22 protein-coding genes are annotated in these 15,434 nt (G+C 64.5%); 9 read left to right on the top strand and 13 right to left on the bottom strand.

Going from position 1 to position 15,434, the window contains the following annotated elements; all coding sequences use genetic code 11:
* Nucleotides 1-149 precede the first annotated feature (149 nt).
* The 10 genes from ACMV8A_RS14095 to ACMV8A_RS14140 all read right to left on the bottom strand — a co-directional run bounded on the left by ACMV8A_RS14095 (nt 150) and on the right by ACMV8A_RS14140 (nt 8,562).
* Nucleotides 150-2,705 carry a hypothetical protein gene (locus tag ACMV8A_RS14095; protein ID WP_495326514.1) on the bottom strand — a complete coding sequence of 852 codons (2,556 nt, stop codon included), beginning with the start codon at nt 2,703-2,705 and terminating at the stop codon, nt 150-152.
* A gap of 71 nt (nt 2,706-2,776) precedes the next feature.
* Complete coding sequence (locus ACMV8A_RS14100; RefSeq protein WP_495326515.1) at nt 2,777-3,523, bottom strand: phage tail tube protein; 747 nt, start codon at nt 3,521-3,523, stop codon at nt 2,777-2,779.
* Between the two features lie 18 nt (nt 3,524-3,541).
* Nucleotides 3,542-3,712: a DUF7210 family protein gene (locus ACMV8A_RS14105; RefSeq protein WP_495326516.1), complete on the bottom strand. Its 171-nt coding sequence runs from the start codon at nt 3,710-3,712 to the stop codon at nt 3,542-3,544.
* On the bottom strand, nt 3,712-4,149 hold the full coding sequence (locus tag ACMV8A_RS14110; RefSeq protein WP_495326517.1) for a phage tail terminator protein: 438 nt from the start codon (nt 4,147-4,149) through the stop codon (nt 3,712-3,714). The genes ACMV8A_RS14105 and ACMV8A_RS14110 overlap by 1 nt, the downstream gene beginning before the upstream one ends.
* The gene (locus ACMV8A_RS14115) at nt 4,149-4,529 is read right to left on the bottom strand and encodes a hypothetical protein (protein WP_495326518.1); all 381 of its coding nucleotides are present in this window, start codon (nt 4,527-4,529) and stop codon (nt 4,149-4,151) included. The genes ACMV8A_RS14110 and ACMV8A_RS14115 overlap by 1 nt, the downstream gene beginning before the upstream one ends.
* On the bottom strand, nt 4,529-5,020 hold the full coding sequence (locus ACMV8A_RS14120; protein WP_495326519.1) for a phage protein Gp36 family protein: 492 nt from the start codon (nt 5,018-5,020) through the stop codon (nt 4,529-4,531). The genes ACMV8A_RS14115 and ACMV8A_RS14120 overlap by 1 nt, the downstream gene beginning before the upstream one ends.
* A 3-nt stretch (nt 5,021-5,023) precedes the next feature.
* Nucleotides 5,024-5,446: a hypothetical protein gene (locus tag ACMV8A_RS14125; RefSeq protein ID WP_495326520.1), complete on the bottom strand. Its 423-nt coding sequence runs from the start codon at nt 5,444-5,446 to the stop codon at nt 5,024-5,026.
* A 70-nt stretch (nt 5,447-5,516) separates the two neighbouring features.
* Nucleotides 5,517-6,629 (bottom strand): hypothetical protein, encoded by a 1,113-nt coding sequence (locus ACMV8A_RS14130; RefSeq protein WP_495326521.1) that lies wholly within the window; start codon nt 6,627-6,629, stop codon nt 5,517-5,519.
* Nucleotides 6,630-6,657: 28 nt separating this feature from the next.
* Nucleotides 6,658-7,347 (bottom strand): hypothetical protein, encoded by a 690-nt coding sequence (locus ACMV8A_RS14135; RefSeq protein WP_495326522.1) that lies wholly within the window; start codon nt 7,345-7,347, stop codon nt 6,658-6,660.
* A 30-nt stretch (nt 7,348-7,377) separates the two neighbouring features.
* A complete protein-coding gene (locus ACMV8A_RS14140; RefSeq protein ID WP_495326523.1) occupies nt 7,378-8,562 on the bottom strand; it encodes a hypothetical protein in 1,185 nt (394 codons plus the stop codon).
* Nucleotides 8,563-8,679: 117 nt separating this feature from the next.
* Here ACMV8A_RS14140 and ACMV8A_RS14145 point away from each other — a divergent pair, with 117 nt between their 5' ends.
* A complete protein-coding gene (locus tag ACMV8A_RS14145; RefSeq protein ID WP_495326524.1) occupies nt 8,680-8,859 on the top strand; it encodes a hypothetical protein in 180 nt (59 codons plus the stop codon).
* Here ACMV8A_RS14145 and ACMV8A_RS14150 read toward each other — a convergent pair.
* Complete coding sequence (locus tag ACMV8A_RS14150; RefSeq protein WP_495326525.1) at nt 8,856-9,083, bottom strand: hypothetical protein; 228 nt, start codon at nt 9,081-9,083, stop codon at nt 8,856-8,858. The two genes, ACMV8A_RS14145 and ACMV8A_RS14150, sit on opposite strands and share 4 nt — an antisense overlap.
* On the opposite strand from ACMV8A_RS14150, the gene ACMV8A_RS14155 reads away from it, so the two are divergent.
* Nucleotides 9,082-9,297 (top strand): hypothetical protein, encoded by a 216-nt coding sequence (locus ACMV8A_RS14155; RefSeq protein ID WP_495326526.1) that lies wholly within the window; start codon nt 9,082-9,084, stop codon nt 9,295-9,297. The two genes, ACMV8A_RS14150 and ACMV8A_RS14155, sit on opposite strands and share 2 nt — an antisense overlap.
* A 180-nt stretch (nt 9,298-9,477) precedes the next feature.
* On the opposite strand, the gene ACMV8A_RS14160 is transcribed toward ACMV8A_RS14155, so the two are convergent.
* Together ACMV8A_RS14160 and ACMV8A_RS14165 are read right to left on the bottom strand one after the other, a co-directional pair.
* Nucleotides 9,478-9,630, bottom strand: coding sequence for a hypothetical protein (locus ACMV8A_RS14160; protein ID WP_495326527.1), 153 nt, complete (start codon nt 9,628-9,630; stop codon nt 9,478-9,480).
* An 11-nt stretch (nt 9,631-9,641) separates the two neighbouring features.
* Nucleotides 9,642-10,181, bottom strand: coding sequence for a helix-turn-helix domain-containing protein (locus ACMV8A_RS14165; RefSeq protein WP_495326528.1), 540 nt, complete (start codon nt 10,179-10,181; stop codon nt 9,642-9,644).
* A gap of 151 nt (nt 10,182-10,332) precedes the next feature.
* On the opposite strand from ACMV8A_RS14165, the gene ACMV8A_RS14170 reads away from it, so the two are divergent.
* The 7 genes from ACMV8A_RS14170 (at nt 10,333) to ACMV8A_RS14200 (ending at nt 15,409) form a co-directional block, all read left to right on the top strand.
* Nucleotides 10,333-10,599 carry a helix-turn-helix domain-containing protein gene (locus ACMV8A_RS14170; RefSeq protein WP_495326529.1) on the top strand — a complete coding sequence of 89 codons (267 nt, stop codon included), beginning with the start codon at nt 10,333-10,335 and terminating at the stop codon, nt 10,597-10,599.
* Nucleotides 10,596-10,823, top strand: a complete 228-nt coding sequence (locus tag ACMV8A_RS14175) for a hypothetical protein (RefSeq protein ID WP_495326530.1) — start codon at nt 10,596-10,598, stop codon at nt 10,821-10,823. The genes ACMV8A_RS14170 and ACMV8A_RS14175 overlap by 4 nt, the downstream gene beginning before the upstream one ends.
* Nucleotides 10,820-11,071, top strand: a complete 252-nt coding sequence (locus tag ACMV8A_RS14180; RefSeq protein WP_495326531.1) for a hypothetical protein — start codon at nt 10,820-10,822, stop codon at nt 11,069-11,071. The genes ACMV8A_RS14175 and ACMV8A_RS14180 overlap by 4 nt, the downstream gene beginning before the upstream one ends.
* The gene (locus tag ACMV8A_RS14185) at nt 11,068-11,406 is read left to right on the top strand and encodes a hypothetical protein (protein ID WP_495326532.1); all 339 of its coding nucleotides are present in this window, start codon (nt 11,068-11,070) and stop codon (nt 11,404-11,406) included. The genes ACMV8A_RS14180 and ACMV8A_RS14185 overlap by 4 nt, the downstream gene beginning before the upstream one ends.
* Before the next feature lie 652 nt (nt 11,407-12,058).
* Entirely contained in the window at nt 12,059-12,529 is a 471-nt protein-coding gene (locus tag ACMV8A_RS14190) for a hypothetical protein (protein ID WP_495326533.1), read from the top strand.
* Nucleotides 12,530-12,532: 3 nt separating this feature from the next.
* A complete protein-coding gene (locus tag ACMV8A_RS14195; protein ID WP_495326534.1) occupies nt 12,533-13,669 on the top strand; it encodes a hypothetical protein in 1,137 nt (378 codons plus the stop codon).
* 21 nt (nt 13,670-13,690) lie between these two features.
* Nucleotides 13,691-15,409, top strand: coding sequence for a transposase (locus ACMV8A_RS14200; RefSeq protein WP_495326535.1), 1,719 nt, complete (start codon nt 13,691-13,693; stop codon nt 15,407-15,409).
* The last annotated feature ends 25 nt before the right edge of the window (nt 15,410-15,434 follow it).

The raw sequence follows: 15,434 nt of genomic DNA on the forward strand, positions 1-15,434 counted from the left end.
ACCGGCCTGTTTGGTGGCGGACTCCACCACCAGCGCGCCCGTCAGCGTGTATTCGGCGGACTGCTCCACCTGCTGCCAGGTGTATTCATCCGACCAATCCAGATCGTCGGGCAGGGTCAGCGGCGTGGTGCCGTCGGTGATCGTGATCGTCATGAGATCAACTGCGAGTCCCGCAGCGCCTCCAGCAGGTTGTTTTCGTCGCCGGCGGCAACGCGCACTGTTTTGACGCCGCCGGCGGGCAGGCGGAAATTGACGTTGACGGTGCCGACGCTCGTCGGCTGCGTGGCGGTCGCGCGGCCGTCGCCGGCGGCGCGCTCACGCTGCTGCTGGTATTTGTCCATCGCCGCGTCCACGCGCCGCAGCTCGCGCTCGAATTGTTCACGGAAATATTTATCCGCACCGAGTCCATAGAACGCGGGCATGTTGACCAGCTGCGCGATCTGCGCCTGGAGGCGCTGCCGCTCCTTCTCCAGCTCTTTCTCGCTGAGGGCTTCGTAGTTGATGGCTTGGGCGCCGCGCTCACCGCCTGCGCCTGCGGCCTCGCGTGTAGCATCGGCCAGGTCGCGCTGAGAGCCTGCTGTGTCGTCGGCCTGGACGGCCAACTCGCGCAGTTTGCGGCGGGCATCCTCGGCCTGTCGCGCCTGCTCCGCCAGGGCGGCTGCGGCATCCTTGGTGGCGTCGCCGACAACACCCTGCTGGCCGACCAGGCGGTCCACTTCTTTTCCGTAGCCAAGGATCGCGCCCTCGGCCTTGACCATTGCGATCGCTGCCTCATCGCCCGAGGCGATGGCTGCCTGCGCCCACTTGAGCCACGCCTGTTTCTGCTCCTCCAGCGTGGTGCCGCCGTATTTGATCACCTGGTAGGCGTCGCGCGCACGCTTCGCCGTCTCCATCAGAGCGGCTTGGCTGGTGATCCCAAGTTCCCTCATGGCTTCATCGACCGACTGGATACCAGGCGTCAGATCCTCGACGCGGCCCTTGGCGGACTTCATGGCCAACTCCAACTTCTTGCCCGCCAGCTCGCCGGTCTTGCCCATCGCCTCGATGCGCTCGCGGATGGCTTCTGCTGCGGCCAGGGTGTCGGCGCTGCCGATGGCCTGCGCCAGGGCATTACCCAGGGCCTGCATACGCTGCTCGCCGCTGATGCCGGTCTGCTCGACGGAGAGGCGGATCGCGTCTACCGCAGCGATGGCCTCCTGCGCCTTCGGGCTGATGCGTCCCAGCTCCACCTCGGCAGTCAGTCCGAGGCGCTTGAACGATTCGGCCAGTACCAGGTCATTGATGTGGGTGAGTTGCTCGGCGCCGGCCTGGCCGGAGGCAAATGCTGCCGTGAGGGTGCCGCTGAACGCCGTCAGATCGGCGGCGTTCATGTCGGCGATGGTCTTGGCAGCAGCGGCGTCCAGTTCGCGGGCCTTGTCGCCGGCCTGTGCGTAGGCCAGCGCCAGGGCGCGCACACCATCGGCGCTGGTGAGGTCGATGGTGGCCATCGCGTCATTGATGGCCTTTCCGGCGCCGGTACCGGCGGTGCCTGCGGCGTTGAGCTGCGCCACCAGGTTGGCGGCGGCCTCTGCGGCGGTGTCGGTCGCAGCGGTAGCCTGATCACCAGCGGCTTGGCTGGCATCGCCGTACGCCTTCGCAGCGGCGGCGGCCTGTTGCGCTGCCGGGATCAGGCCGCCCTCGTAGCGATCGACCACGTCGGCAGCCATCTGATCGGCGACCTCCATGTTGCGTTTGATTCGCTCGAACGCAGCGGCGGCGCCGTCGCCGCCGATCTTTACGCCGTCCCACAGGGCGCCCATGTTCTCGACCGCAGCGGCGATCTTGATCGACAGGATTTCCAAGCCGCCGATGAACGGCTTGATCCAGTCGTTGACGACAATCTTGCCGGCTTCGGTGAGGTTGGTCAGCGCCGGGATCAGCGCCACACCGAACGCCGTTTCAAGCTCGTTTATGTTCTTGTTAAGCGATGCGGTTTGGCCCTCGATGCCGGCCAGGGCCTTCTGCGCGTTGCCAGCCTGCGCTTCCGTTTCTTTCAGGATGCCGTTGAACTCGGCTTGTATCTTCTCCGCCTGGGTGAGGTTCGTGGCGCTCTTGCCGATGGACTTGGCGTACTCCTCCCACATCTTCGCCACGTTCTTGGTGACGCCGGCGTTATCGACCAGGGTGGAGTTTTCGTTCTTGAGGCCTTCCGTTGCGGTGAGTACCGCCTCGGACATGGAGAGGTGCGCGGCACGGTTGAACGCCGCCGCGTCCTTGAGTCGCTCCAGGGTGGCAACCGCTTGCTCTACGTCGTAGCCACGTGACAGCAGGTTCTGCAGCGACTTGCTCGCATCCGAGACGGTCATCAGACCATCGGCGGACAGCTTCTGCGCTTCCTGGAAGGCGCGGCCGATACCGACGCCGGTATGCTCCGCCACCGCCTCCAGGCCGCGGAACGATGCCTCGGCGGCGCGGACGGCCTGCACCGAGTCCTTGACGAACTTGCCCAGCGCAGCGGCTGTCAGCAGGCGCGCCAGTTCCGCCTGCAGCTGGCTGGCGAGGTCTTTGGTTTTGTCCATCCCATCGCGCAGATCGTCGGTGGGATCGGGCAGCTCCTTGCCGGCCTGATCGGCCAGCTCGCGCACCTCGCCTGATAACTGCTCGACGTTCGCCAGGCCCTCAACGAGGGCGCGAATCTTGAGTGCCAGTTCGAGGTTGTTGCTCATGGTGCGAGGTGTCTGTCCTGTTACGCGAGAGGGGCGCGCGGCCCCCTCCCTGGTTGCTACGGTGTGACGCGTTACTGAACGATCGACGCCTTGAAGTAGCGGCTGAGACCGGCGCCCTGGGTGTCATCGGAGAGCACCTTGCCGGTCAGCTCCAGGCCGGCATAGTCGTCGCCGATCAGGTCCAGGCTGGCGGCCGGGCCGAAGCGCAGGCGGTGCACGTTGATGACGGATGCCTTGCCGCTGCGGGCCTCGTTGATGCCGTCGAACATCAGCTCATACTCGCCGGCCGCCTGGGTCAGCGCCTGCACCACGTCCTGGCCGGGGTGGCTGTAGGACACATGCACGGTTGCAGCGTCAGCGATGGTTCCACCGCTCGCCGGGAACCAGATACCAGCCGGACGCACTTCGTAGTCGGTGCCGGCGGTATAGGTTGTGGTGTCGGTTTCGTCCTTGACCACGACGGAGCTGGGAGCGACGTTGGCCAGCGGCACCAGGGTGCCCAGCTTGACGGTGATCGCCTCGCTGGTAACGCTGCCGGCCGCCACGGCGCTGCTGTCGCCGTACAACGCCAGGGCCAGATTGTCCGGGCTGAGATCATGGAGGGTGATCTTCGCCTCGACGCCGGTGATGCGGCGCACCTCGTTGCGCGTGCCGCCGCCGGCGCTGGTGTAGTCCATCAGCTCCTTCTGCTCTTCGGTCACGGCGAAGTTCAGCGCCGAGACATTACCGATCGGCACCAGGCCGCCGGAGCCGTTGCGGTCGCGCAGGTAGATTTTGCCGACCCCGATGTAGCTGTAATCGCTGGTAGTGCCCTGCATGGTGGCTGCCCCTCCTGGTTAAACGATTGCGCCGATGCCGTTGGCTACCAGCCACTGGGCATCGCTATCGCACACGGTGATCACTTCGTCGGCCTGATGCTTCTTGCCGGCGTGGGTATGCGCCCGCTTCAGCTTCACATCGACCATCTTGGCCGCCTTCTTTTCGGCGGCGTCATTCTGCTTGGCCATCACGGCTCTCCTCTCATTTGCTGTTTGATCGTCCAGCTCAGCGGGTAGTACCCGTAGCCCTTCGAGTAGCCGGCGCGCGGCGGATTGACGGGGCGCAACCGGCGCAGGTCGGCGCTCGGCTTCCAACCACTCAAGGCGCCGAACACGGCCTGGAGGATGGTGCTGGCATCCTCACGCGCCGCCTCGCCGCTGCGCACGCCGCGCAGATTGCGCACCACCACCACCGTGTGCCATACCTCATCCAGCTCGACGATGGCGCCATCGGCCAGCACCTGGCCGATACGGGGACCGCCGTACACCACATACACCGCCGGCGTTACCTGCTGCTCTTCGGCCACGCCCGCCAGGTCCGGTGCAGTAAAAACACGCGGCACCGGATTGAGCGCGGCGAGTTTCGCCTCCAGGCGCGCGACGATCAGCGGCTCGGCGGCGAGCATCAGAACCCACCCCCACCAAACACCTGGCGGCCGCCGTCGAAGTCGGCGGTGCCGGCGGTGCCTTCGGCGCCGCTGATGCCGAGGGAGACCACGCCCTGGGCGAGATTGCGCAGGAACTTGATCGCGTCGCCGTCGCCGCGACGCTGCGCCTTGTGGCCGCGCGAGTTCTTCGCCAGGCACAGAACGCTGAGCAGCCCCTTGGCGCGGTGGCCTTCGAACTCAACAGACTCCGCGGACACGTACACGGCCGGCGCGGTGCCGACCAGGTTGCGAATCGACTCCGGCGTGATATCTGGCATGGAGTCGACAGTGCGCAAACGCGCCTTGAGCGCGCTTCCGTCGACAACGTCAATCAGCCCCTGTTCGAGTTCGCTGAGCATCAGTACTTATCCCAGTCATGCCCGCTGACGCCGGTGCGCAGCACCGGGCGGCCGGTGGGCGTGGCGACGGCGGTATCCACCGGGCCGAGACTCGCTTTGCCGTTGGACAGATCGCGCAACCAGGCAACGGCGCGGTCGTAGCGATCCTTGACCGTGTCGGTCGCAGCGTCTTCCATCAGCAGGAAGCGGCTGATGTCCATGCACGCCTGGCCCAGCTCGCTGCCGGCGATGAGTTCAGCGGACAGCGGCAGCGGATAGCGCGGCGCCAGGTAGCTATCGATGCGCTTGCTGGCCCGGTTGAGCACGCCCTCCAGGCGCAGCAGGGCCGCATCCGCGGCGGCGATCTCCTCGGCCGTGTACGCGCTGCGGTCGCCGGCCTCGATGGTGAGGCGCAGCAGATCGCCGGTGACGCGGTTATCCTCAGGCGCGGCGAGCTGGGACAGCTCGGCGGCGCCGAAGAACAGCAGGTCATTGGGCGTGGCGTAGGGCATGGGTTACTGCGCGCCCTTCTTCTTGCCGGCAGGCTGGGCAGCGGTCCCTGCTGCGGCGGGGGCACCAGCTCCTTCCGCCTTCTCTTCCTGGTCTCCAGCGGCCTTCGCTTCGCTCTCGGAGGTGTTCTTTTGTTCGTCGGCCTTCTCAGCAGCAGCCTTCTCAGCAGCAGCCTTCTCAGCAGCAGCCTTCTCAGCAGCAGCCTTCTCGGCAGCAGCCTTCTCGGCAGCAGCCTTCGCGGCAGCAGCCTTCTCGGCAGCAGCCTTCGCGGCAGCAGCGTTCGCGGCGGAGTCATCCATCGGCTGCAGCACACCAGGACGCACGTTGGCCGCTTCCTTTGCGCTCATCTCCACCACGTCGTTGTCGGTGCCGGGCTTGTAGCGCTTGCCGTTATGGCGCAGGGTGTCGAGTACTTTGTATTTCGGCATGATCTACTCCTGGAAATTGGGTGGCCGTCCGTGGCCTGTGCCGTCAGCACAAATCCTTTCTTGTTGTGCGTTACGCGCTCGGGATGACGTCGGTGAACAGGAAGCCGGCGTGCATGCCGGTTAGCACCGGCTGGTACTCATCCTTGGTCGGATAGACCCACACGTCGTGATCGCGGTCCTGCCAGGGCGCTTCCACCAGCGGGTGGCCCTTGAGGTAGTAGGTGTAACCGAAGCTCGGTACCTCGATGTCGCCCTCGCCGTCCACGCTCGGCACGTAGGCCAGGATGGCGACGTTGCCCCAGACATCGGAGAAGGCGTCGTCGTCGCTGGCATTTGCCGGCAGGTACACGTCGTCACCCACGGCGATCTTCTTCACGCCGAAGTAGGCAGCGAGCTGATCGCGGGTCACCATCTCCGGCTTGTTCGCACTGCCGGCGAACACCTGGGCGATTACCTTGGCGTTGCGGCGGGCGGCGTTGTAGACGTTGGGACCGAGCACCAGGACATTGCCGCGGCGGCCGATGCGGGAGCGGATGACCATGTGAGCATCGTCCATCTGCTCACCAGGCTTGGAGCCTGCGTCAGTCCACTGGTCGGTACCGGACAAAGTGTCCTTGTTGTCGGTGGCGTAGTTCGCGGCATTCTGGGCGATCTGCGCGGCGCGGTACTCCTCCTCGCGGCGGATGATCTCCATCGGCACATTGAGCGCACGACGGCCGAGGTCGATGCCCGGAACGGCGTTCGCGTCTTCCAGGTTCTCGAATGCCACCTGACCAGCCAGCGCATGCTGGATCAGGCTCACGCTGTCGGAGCTGTAGCCGACAGACACGCGCTTCTTGGCGGCGCCCGGCGCGCGTTCGGTGTTGTAGAGCCGGAACGCCTCCTTGCCGAATTTGACGATCTTCGCGCCGCGCTGATCGATGGGGGCGCGGGGAAACAGAACGCGGCCGGCGCGCTCGACATCGGGATTGCCGTAGCCGCGGGCATGATTCGACAGCACCGGGTCGATGACGCGCGCCTGGCGCGGACTCATGATTCCGGCCATGCCAACCAGCGAGAGACCAGCCATACCATCAGGCAGATGGACGGCGGCCACGGCGGTGGACGGCTCGACCATGAAGGCCAGAGCGGCAACCACCAGGGCGGCGCCGAGCAGAGAGAAGAATACGGAACGCTGTTTCATGGATTAAATTCCTCTTGGTTGATGGCCGTTACACAGCGCTCAGGGTGACGCTGGTGTTCTCGATGACTTCCCACTCGGTGGCGCTCTTGTAGCCGAGCACCAGTTCATCGCCGGCGGCGTTGTACGTTGCGGTGTTGTTGGTGCCATCGAAGGTGACGCCGGCGGCGGTGGTCAGCACGACGGTGCCGCTGCTCAGGGTGTCCAGCTTGATGCGCGCCTGGCAGCCCGGCTGCGGTGCGGCCAGAGTCAGGCCGGCGATACCGGTACCGCCGTCGATCAGGGCGATGCCGGAGATCGGAACCGCGCCATCCGCGCTGGGACGGGTGATGTCGTTGCTGGCCAGCACCTGCGCCAGCTTCGCGCCATCGGCGATGGTGGACGGCGACGCAATCACCAGCACCTCCACCAGCTGGCCGGCAGCGGTTGCGGCCTCCAGAGCGCGCGCCACCACCGGGCCATCGACGGCGGTGACCGCGCGGCCCAGTGCGTCGGACTGCAGGTTGGCATCCACAGCGAACGCGGCGCCAGATTCGACGATGGCGGTACCCAGCACGGTCATGCCGACCAGCTCGCCGACCTCGGCATCGGAGATGTAGACGCCCTTGGCGTTGCCATTGGCGCCACAGATGGTGCCGTTGGCCAAGGCAAAGCGGTGGGCAGTGATTGCGGCAGCAGCAGCCACCGACAGACTCAGAACAGGAACGGCTTGGCGACCCATGATGGTATGTCCCTCAGTTTGTGGTTGGGGTTAACGCCCGGCGCTGACTGCGTCGACCGCTTCGTTGTAGGAACAGCCGTGCTTCTTCTGGTACGCCACGGCCTTGCCGTGGATGGCCATCGAATCAGCATCGACTGCATAGCCCTCCGGCGCGGCGAACTCGGCATCGCCGGCGGCGGCATCGACCTCTTCACCAGCGCGCGAACCGCCCAGGTCGATCTGCTTGGGCAGCGCGGCCATGAAGTCACGGAACCAGGTGAGCGCGGGCTTGGTGACCTTTATGGCCTTGTCGCCTTCGCCGGCGGAGAACTCGAACTCCATCGGTTCACGCGAGAGCTGCAGCATGAAGTCGACAGCGCCCTCGGCCTGGGCCGGAGTCAGGCGGCCGGCGTCGATGGCCTCGTTGATGTTGGCGCTGAACTCCGCACGCAGGCGGTTCTCGCGTTCGGTCTGGAGCTGCTGCTGCAGCGTGGTCTGCTGGGCGGTGAACTCGGCCTGCGCTTCGGCGCGGGCCTCGGCACGCGCCTCCTCACGGGCGCGCTTCAAATCTTCTTCGGTGAGCATGGATACGTCTCCCTGTTGAGTGGGTGCGGAGAAAGAGGGGGAAGCGGGGCGATCTTCGATGCGCTGCTCGGTGGCCAGGTCGGCGAGGTCATCCACCTCCCAGGCGGGCATCACGCGGTCGGCATCTTCCTGGCCGTACTTGTCGATCAGGAACTCACGCATGCGGCGCATCATCCGAGCCAGCAGACTCGGCACGCGCCATTCGTCAGCGGAGAAGTCGATGCACACGCCGTCGGTGGCGGAGTAGCTCAAGGAATCGAGCGGGATGGCCGGGCGCTTCGCGCCCAGGAAACCGACATGGTCAATCAGCCAGCGACCGGCATCCTTGACGACACGCACGGAGCGATTGCGGTAATGCCCTGCCTCGACCGAGGCGGCGAACTCCGGCGCAACATCCTTGAATTTGGCATAGAGGGAATTGCCGACGCGCTTGAGCTGGTCGGCCCAGCCGAATGCCGGATCATTGTGCTTGGGGTGTCCCACGACGATTGGAGCCTTCCAGCCAGACGCATGACTCTCGACCATCTGGTCGAGATCGGCGGTGGAGAATTCGTGGGTACTGCCGTCGCTGGCCGTGTGCGTGCCGGCGCGGAAGACCTCGACCCAATCATTGAGCCCCGTGGGGCTGTCTTGCTGTGTGCGCTTGTTCATGAAGCGCACTATGCGGGAGGGGGAGAAAAACGATCAGGGGGAAATGCTTCCCCCTGAATTGTGCTGACTGCTTTTTATAGGCTGCGGATGTCTGCGGAAGATGTCAACAGGTGGAGAGTGGAACAGTACGAACCGGAAAAGCTGATGATGATTCTCGGCACGATCAGGAATGTCGTGCTCATCATGACGTGCGGCGCGACGGTCCTTGGACTGTATTACATGAGCCGCTCCTGGCACAGCCTATGGCCGCTGGTGATGCTGCTGTTCCTGGGCTCAATGAAATTCGTGCGCGATTAACGCTTCCCCAGGGTGGCTTTGATTTCCTTCAGGATGGTTGAGAAGTCATCAATGGCAATCCGCACATCGGCAGACGAAACGTGGCGGTGATCGTTGGGGACATTGAAGGCGCGAATTTCGGTTTCGTCCACTGGCCGCCCGCCCATGCAAGACACAAGATTGTCATACCGTTCTTTCAATTTTCCTTCCAGCTTCTTAATCAATGCCTGAGAGTGTGACGCCATGACTACCTCCTTAACCGAATTAAGAAAACTTGCCCACATCGCAGCAGAGCGACTTGAGACCCTGCGCGCAAATCTGGAAGAGCCGCTATCGCCATCACGCATGCTGGACCTGCGTATCTGCGTCAGCGACACGATCACCCCTCTCGCTGTCGCGAGCGAGCTATTGGACGATGGTGAGCTGGAACAGGGCGCCGATAAACCGCCTGCAAAATAACGGCTATCGTAGCGGCGCCAGATACTCGGCGCCGCACTTCTCGCAAACAAATGCCCGGTGACCTTCGAGGCTGACCCGAACAAACCGCCAGCGATGTCCTAGCAGCCGGCAACGCAGCTTCTTCAACCAAGGCATCCCGCTTCCCTTATACACAACCAGACACCCGGAGACGCCTCTGTCCTACACGGACTGGGGGGCCCTATTTTTTTTCAACCTCCCACCGAGAACCTGATCTGCGCTTTTTTTAAAGCCGACCGGCGCGATGATGAACACATTGACGGTGACGTTGCCGCCCGCCGTCACGTTGCCGTTCCCTTGTATCGTCTGCTCCATCTACAGCTCCTTTACTTTTTCTTCTTCGTTCCCTTTTTGGCAGGGGTATCGACCGACACCCCGCCGACATTGACCCCGGAGACGTTACCGCCTGCGGTGATGTTGCCGTGGCCGGTGACGTGCTGGGTGGGCGAGCCTTTCACCGCGTAGGCCGCGCGCACGAACGCTTCAAGCGACTCGCGGGTCGGACAGTGTTCAACCACGTACCCGCCCAACGCTCCGAGCTGCTCGGGGGTGAACTGGACGCCAAGCGCGCCCTCCAGCTCTCGCAGCCGCACAAACGCTTCCGCCATCCGCTGCGCCCCGGACATCGCCGCCAGGGCCGCGTCCTGCGGGCCGAACAGCCCCCACCTCACGCCGGTAATGACGTACTGGTAATCGAATCCGGTTCCTGCCTCAACCAGTGCGGCCAGGGCCTCGGCCGGAATTTTGGACCCTTTCTCCCAAGCGATCACTGAGCTTTCAGCGACGCCGCAAATATCAGCGACCTTGGCGTGACTCAGCTTGGAGCGCTGCCTCTCTTCACGAAACCTAGTGTTAGAAATAGCCATACCGTATTGACACTAGCGAAAACGCTAGCCATACTCTCCACACGCTACACAAAACGAGAGCCTTACGGCTCAAAAAAGGCGGCCCTGCCAGACCGCCACCGTACAACCCAAATTGGCGGCGCGCCGCCAATTTGAAACAGGAGGTCCACCCATGCACTGGGCAGACATCAACGCCGCCTTATATAAGGCCGGGTCTTCGCCGACCCAGGTGGCACGCGATCTCGGGGTCAAGCCCGCGACCGTGTCCATCGTCATCCGGCGCAAAGAGTCATCGTACAACATCGCGTCCTATCTGTCCGTGGTTACGGGCATCCCCCTCAACCGCCTGTTCCCCGACGGCCGCTACAACGAGCCGCCCAAGTCAAAACGGCAGCGCGCTGCCGTTTTGCCCCCCGCCAAGGGGAGGGCCGCAGCATGAGCGCCCCCGTCACTCTCAACCTCACCGAGGCCGAGCTGCTCCAGCTGTTCATCGCCGTCTGCGACAGCGGGATTCTCGCTCGGGACCGTGGCGATCTGCTCAGGTCGGTTAAGTTGATCAGTCTTCATACTCGCCTGACAGACAGCTACCTCGACTGGCTCTCCAAGTCAAAACGGCGGCGCGCCGCCGTTTTGACTCCCGCCAAGGGGAGGGTTGCAGCATGAGCGCCCCCGTCACTCTCACCCTGACCCAGGCCGAGGTCAGCCTGCTGCTGGACGCCCTGTACGACGCCGACGACAAGCTGAGGCATTCCATCGCCCTGTTCACCGACGACAAGGGCAACGTCCTGCCCTACCTCAACGACGGCACACATCAGTACGTCGCCCAGAAGCGCCAGGCACTGGAGGCGAACGCACTGTTGCGCCGCAGTCTCATCGTCGTCTGGCGCCCCAACCAGGAGAACGCCGCATGAGTCGCTCCAAGTCCATCAAGGCCTTCTGCATCGACTGCATGGGCGCTGGCCACAACACCAACACAGCTGACCTCGTGCGCGAATGCCCATCGACCGCGTGCCCGCTCTACCTGGTGCGCCCCTATCAGACCGGAACCGGTCGCCGCTCCCTCGCCTCGGCCGTTCAGGGGCGGTGCTTCATGTGCGTCGGTGGTGATGACGACCCGCGCCCGAGCCCGAAGGTGCGAGTTCGCGATTGCGAGTGCAAAACCTGCCCCCTGTACCCGGTTCGTCCCTGGCAAAACATCACTGGGCGCGGAAACAGCCGGGCGGACACCGGCCAGAGCGACACCTGACAACGAGGAACCCCATTCAAAGTAATTCAAAAGTTATTTGGCGCGAACAACCAACACCAAGGCAGCGGATCGATGGACAAAACCAAGAATAGTGGCAATGAGCCCACGTTTCACAACTACCTTCCGGAGGCGCGGCTGGCCGAGGTGGCAGCTACCCGCCGCGCCGCCCTGGCGCGTCGTCGTCAACAAACGGATCAGGTCCTGGAAACGGCCACGCAACAACATCCGCATCCATCAGCCTCTGGTACGCCCGGCCCCCTTCGGAGGCGGCCGTTCGATACGACAGGTCTCGACACAGCAACGATTCGCTCAATACAGCGAGAAATGCGGCGCCGCGCGCTGCGTGACAAATTGCGCCGTACACCAGCAGGCGGCGATCTTGGGGGGCTGCCCAGGCTTTCTTTCGCGCCCGCTGCGTCGGGGTCGATGCAAGGAACTCCTCTATATAAGGCTGATGCTCCCGCTCCCATAGCAGCCAGTTCGCCAGCCCGGCGTCTCGCAGGTCGTCTCGCAGCGCGTCTATCTCGGCGCTGGGAAGGCTGGCTATTAGTTCATCCACGAGCCCACGTGCTGCTGCTGCGTATCTCTGCATATCTCTCTCCCCGGTGTCGGAACGCGAGGGACAGTGTAGGCCGCAGGGAGGGCAAGGTCAGTGGCTAAACGCGGACAAAATTTCTCCAGCATTCAGCCCGATCTTTTCCAGCAACTGGCGGAGCAGGATGCGCTGGAGGCCCTGAGCGCGCATGACCTGGACATCGGCCCCGAACTGATGGGCGCGCTGAACCTCGCCATCCGCGAGGCGAAGAAGCGCGGCCTGTCCCGCGAACGCATCGTTGAGCGGATGAACCTCTGCCTGCCTGATCTGGAGAAGCCGGTCACCCTGCGCCAGCTCAACGCCTGGACGGCGCAATCGAAGGAGTACCACGAATTCCCCGCCCGCTACCTCCCGGCCCTGTGCTGGGCGACGGGCTCCATCGTCCCGCTGCTGGTTCTGGCGCAGGCCATCGGCCACGAGCTGGTGGATGCCCGTGACCAGGCCGCCCTGGCCCTGGGCCAGAAGCTGGTGGCGCAGGCTCAACTGTCGCGCGAAGTGAACGCGCTCAAACGCACCCTGGAGGGTTAAATCATGGCCGTCAAGAAAACCGCTGCAAAGCCCGCTATCAAGAAAGCCGCCCCGAAGAAGGCCGCGCCCAAGAAAGCGCCAGCCAAGAAACCAACGCCGAAGCCGGCGCCGACGAAGATCGCTGCGCCGCTCGCTGGTGAGCTGGTAGCCACCACCGACACTGCAACGCTGCCTGCAACCGTGGACAACACCATCCACGATGACGAACTGCGCGTCATCGCGCAGCGCGTCTCTGCCCTGCAGACGGAAACCAACTGGGATCTGCCTATGCACCGCGGCAATCCGCTGACCGGTGCTGACCTGGAGGCGTGGTTGGACAAGAAAGAGGATCAGGCTGCGGTGACAAGAGTAGAGCGCGGCATTGGCTACATGCTCAAGAAACGCGAGCTGGGCCACGGTGCGTTCATGGGATGGGTTAAAGATACAGGCAGAAGCCAGCGCAGCATCAATGACGATGTCCAGGTGGCCAGGATGTTTATTCATCTATCTGAGACAAATTGGCGGCGCGCCGCCAATTTGCCCCAACGCAAACAGGCCGCCCTAGCCTGCGCACCGGCCGACCTCCTTAATAGCATGTTCGATTCCGGCGTCCTGGACAATGCCGCCGACATGTCCCGCGAGCAGCTGCGCGAACTGATCGCCCTGCGAAAGGAAGTCGAGAAACAGACGGAGCGCGAGCACCACCTCAACGAGGTGATCCACAAACAGGACGAAGAGCTGCGCAAGCGCCGCGCGCTGCCCGAGCCGAGCCAGCATGCCGCCGAACTGCGCCGCGCCGTCCTGGACGAAACCGAGGCGCTGCGCGCCAACGCCTACACCCTGCAGATGGTGATGGACAAGATCGCGCTGCTGCCCTCCGACCTGCCGCAGGCGGAGCTGGACGCCATCGTCCACCCGCTGATGTATTCCCTTCAGGCGCTGCACATCACCGCCGCCTCGCTGCTCGACTACGGCCACCAGCGCTGCGCCGGGTACCACCGCGACGTGGATATCCTGCCGCCGCCTCTCAGCGATGAAGAAGTGCGCCGCGCCATCGAGGCGCATGAGGAGTTCCTCTCCGCCGCGGCGGAGCGCGCCGCCCATCGCCAGATGGATCTGTCGCTCGCCAAGCACGCCCGCAAGACCAAGGCCGCGGCATAACCCCACGCAAGGATCGCCACCATGCAGCAACTGAAACAGATCACCAACGCACTCGCCCGCGCCGAGCAGGCCGAGGACGCGGCAGCCGTCACCGGCCCGAAGAAGCGCAAGGTCGCCGCGCTGGTGGTGGTGATGCGTTACGTGCGCAAGCTGCGCGTGGCGCTGGGCTGCGACAGCCTCAACCCGGCCGCCGATCTGTTTGCGCAGCAGTTCGCGGCCGGGCTGCTGCCGGGTGCCGTTATCTCCGCGCTGGCAGTGCTGCGGCCCACCAAGAAGAGCCTGTGCCCGAACCGCGCCACGATCTATAGATGGGATGAGAAGTACGCCAAGCACCTGCAAGGGCGCGAGGCTGAGGCGGCGCCGCAGCACAAGGGACGGAAGCGCAAGGACTACGGCTGGGAGCTGCGCGCCCTGGCGCTGTATCACATCCCGAGCAAGCCGACCTATGGCGCCGTCGCCGAGCAACTGCGCGCCGAGGGTTTCGAGAGCGCCAGCAACGACCGCGTGCGCCGCTACCTCAAGACGATGCCGGCCACCCTAGGCCCGCAAAGCCCGCAGCGCGTCGGCAAGCACTACCACGACCTCAACCGCGGCCGCTACGTGCGCCGCGATACCAGCTGCCTGGAGGTGGGAGAGGTCTACACGATGGACGGCCACACCATCGACGACTACCTGGCGCATCCGATCTCCGGCGGCATCTGGCGCCCGGAGCTCACCGTGGTGGAGGACGTCCGCTCTCTCTATATCGTCGGCTGGTACCTCTCCGAGGCGGAGTCCACGCACAGCTCCATGCTGGCCCTGTCGCACGCCATGCTCTGCCACGACCACGTCCCGGCCTGGATGCACGTCGACAACGGCAGCGGCTTCAAGGCCAAGGCCATGAGCGATGAGGCGGTCGGCTTCTATGCCCGCTTCACCATTCAGCCGATGTTCTCCATCCCCGGCAACTCGAAGGGCCGCGGCCACATCGAGCGCCTGTTCCGCACCATCCGCGATAAGCACGACAAGCTGTTCGCTGCCGGGATGTTCTACTGCGGCGACGACATGGCGCCGGAGGTGAACCGCCGCCTGCACGACCAGCTCAAGCAGGGCAAGCGCGAGCTGCCGACCCTGGCGCAGTACCGCGACTCCCTGGCTCGCTTCATCGACCGCTACAACAACACCGTCCACAGCGCGCTGAACGGCCGCACGCCGGCCGAGGTCTGGGCCGAGCTGCAGCGCGTGCCGCTGGAGGTGCCGGCCGACGCCACCGTGCGCGAGCGCACCACCCGCACCATCCGCCGCGCTTCCATCGAGCTGCACAAGCGCGTGTACAGCCACACCGACCTGGCGCTCTACAACGACCGCGTGCTGCCGGTGGAGTACTCCATCCACGACGACGCCCATGTGTACGTCTACGACGACCAGGATCGCCTGGTGTGCGTCGCCGAGCTGGTAACCAAGGCCGACTACCTGCCGGCCTCGCGCCTGGAGGAACAGCGCCAGCGCCGCAAGGATGGCCAGCTCAAGCGCCTGCACAAGAAGGTGGCCGAGGTGGAGGCGCAGCACGGCAACGCCATCACCCACGACCAGCAGATGGAGAAGATCAGTGCGCTGCTGGAGCCGGCGCGCCCGGCGCCTGCCCTGGAGCAGGCCGAAGGCGAAACCCTGGATTTGCTCTCGCCCCTGTTGCGGGGCCGGGCAAAAGAAAAGGGAGACAGCCCGCTACGACTGTCCCCCTTGGATATCGACGGGGAGTAGACCCCGTCTGCGTTCACAACAAGAA

It is taken from the genome of Sulfurivermis sp., assembly GCF_059410345.1.

Excerpts from the sequence above, each read along its gene's own strand:
- ACMV8A_RS14095 (WP_495326514.1), bottom strand. The coding sequence starts at position 2,705 with ATGAGCAACAACCTCGAACTGGCACTCAAGATTCGCGCCCTCGTTGAG.
- ACMV8A_RS14160 (WP_495326527.1), bottom strand. The coding sequence starts at position 9,630 with ATGGAGCAGACGATACAAGGGAACGGCAACGTGACGGCGGGCGGCAAC.
- ACMV8A_RS14120 (WP_495326519.1), bottom strand. The coding sequence starts at position 5,020 with ATGCCCTACGCCACGCCCAATGACCTGCTGTTCTTCGGCGCCGCCGAG.
- ACMV8A_RS14185 (WP_495326532.1), top strand. The coding sequence starts at position 11,068 with ATGAGTCGCTCCAAGTCCATCAAGGCCTTCTGCATCGACTGCATGGGC.
- ACMV8A_RS14200 (WP_495326535.1), top strand. The coding sequence starts at position 13,691 with ATGCAGCAACTGAAACAGATCACCAACGCACTCGCCCGCGCCGAGCAG.
- ACMV8A_RS14195 (WP_495326534.1), top strand. The coding sequence starts at position 12,533 with ATGGCCGTCAAGAAAACCGCTGCAAAGCCCGCTATCAAGAAAGCCGCC.
- ACMV8A_RS14165 (WP_495326528.1), bottom strand. The coding sequence starts at position 10,181 with ATGGCTATTTCTAACACTAGGTTTCGTGAAGAGAGGCAGCGCTCCAAG.
- ACMV8A_RS14115 (WP_495326518.1), bottom strand. The coding sequence starts at position 4,529 with ATGCTCAGCGAACTCGAACAGGGGCTGATTGACGTTGTCGACGGAAGC.
- ACMV8A_RS14105 (WP_495326516.1), bottom strand. The coding sequence starts at position 3,712 with ATGGCCAAGCAGAATGACGCCGCCGAAAAGAAGGCGGCCAAGATGGTC.
- ACMV8A_RS14100 (WP_495326515.1), bottom strand. The coding sequence starts at position 3,523 with ATGCAGGGCACTACCAGCGATTACAGCTACATCGGGGTCGGCAAAATC.
- ACMV8A_RS14125 (WP_495326520.1), bottom strand. The coding sequence starts at position 5,446 with ATGCCGAAATACAAAGTACTCGACACCCTGCGCCATAACGGCAAGCGC.
- ACMV8A_RS14170 (WP_495326529.1), top strand. The coding sequence starts at position 10,333 with ATGCACTGGGCAGACATCAACGCCGCCTTATATAAGGCCGGGTCTTCG.
- ACMV8A_RS14150 (WP_495326525.1), bottom strand. The coding sequence starts at position 9,083 with ATGGCGTCACACTCTCAGGCATTGATTAAGAAGCTGGAAGGAAAATTG.
- ACMV8A_RS14135 (WP_495326522.1), bottom strand. The coding sequence starts at position 7,347 with ATGGGTCGCCAAGCCGTTCCTGTTCTGAGTCTGTCGGTGGCTGCTGCT.
- ACMV8A_RS14110 (WP_495326517.1), bottom strand. The coding sequence starts at position 4,149 with ATGCTCGCCGCCGAGCCGCTGATCGTCGCGCGCCTGGAGGCGAAACTC.
- ACMV8A_RS14175 (WP_495326530.1), top strand. The coding sequence starts at position 10,596 with ATGAGCGCCCCCGTCACTCTCAACCTCACCGAGGCCGAGCTGCTCCAG.
- ACMV8A_RS14180 (WP_495326531.1), top strand. The coding sequence starts at position 10,820 with ATGAGCGCCCCCGTCACTCTCACCCTGACCCAGGCCGAGGTCAGCCTG.
- ACMV8A_RS14155 (WP_495326526.1), top strand. The coding sequence starts at position 9,082 with ATGACTACCTCCTTAACCGAATTAAGAAAACTTGCCCACATCGCAGCA.
- ACMV8A_RS14140 (WP_495326523.1), bottom strand. The coding sequence starts at position 8,562 with ATGAACAAGCGCACACAGCAAGACAGCCCCACGGGGCTCAATGATTGG.
- ACMV8A_RS14130 (WP_495326521.1), bottom strand. The coding sequence starts at position 6,629 with ATGAAACAGCGTTCCGTATTCTTCTCTCTGCTCGGCGCCGCCCTGGTG.